Origin of the sequence: Micromonospora sp. LOL_021, assembly GCF_048060215.1 — a bacterium.
In the GTDB taxonomy this organism is placed as follows: domain Bacteria; phylum Actinomycetota; class Actinomycetes; order Mycobacteriales; family Micromonosporaceae; genus Micromonospora_E.
In genome coordinates, this window is record NZ_JBHMIN010000158.1 from 1 (window position 1) to 408 (window position 408).

General features: G+C 71.3%; 1 protein-coding gene. It reads right to left on the reverse strand.

All coding sequences use genetic code 11. From position 1 onward, the window contains the following. Window positions 1–400, reverse strand: a 400-nt coding sequence (locus ACFHWT_RS31480; protein WP_416598349.1) for a 2-keto-4-pentenoate hydratase, incomplete at its 3' end; no start/stop codon positions are given. Window positions 401–408: the final 8 nt, after the last annotated feature.

The following is a 408-nucleotide window of genomic DNA, read 5'->3' on the forward strand; positions in this document are numbered from 1 at the left end:
GCAGAAAGTCGGTGGCCCGCAGCACATCCACCACCGTCGCCGGCCCGTCCGGCAGATCCGCCGACAGCACGAACGCCACCTCGGCCTCCACCCGAGGTTGGATCAACCCGGACAGATCCACCTCGTCACCATCCGGCACCGCCATGTCGGCGAACAGCACCCCGAAATCGGGCTGGAACACACCGAACGCGGCCTGCACCGCCGGCGACGTCAAACCGATCTTCGCCCCGACCCGCCGCCGCCCGGCCCCCGACCAGCCTGCCGCCAACTCCCGCTGCACCCCGTACGCCGTATCCACGTCACCCGCCGGCAGCAGCCGGTCCCGCAACGGCGCACACGGCACCCCGGTGTCGTACGCCCCGGCCAACGCCGCGACAGCCGCCCCGACATCCACACCCACAGTCATGA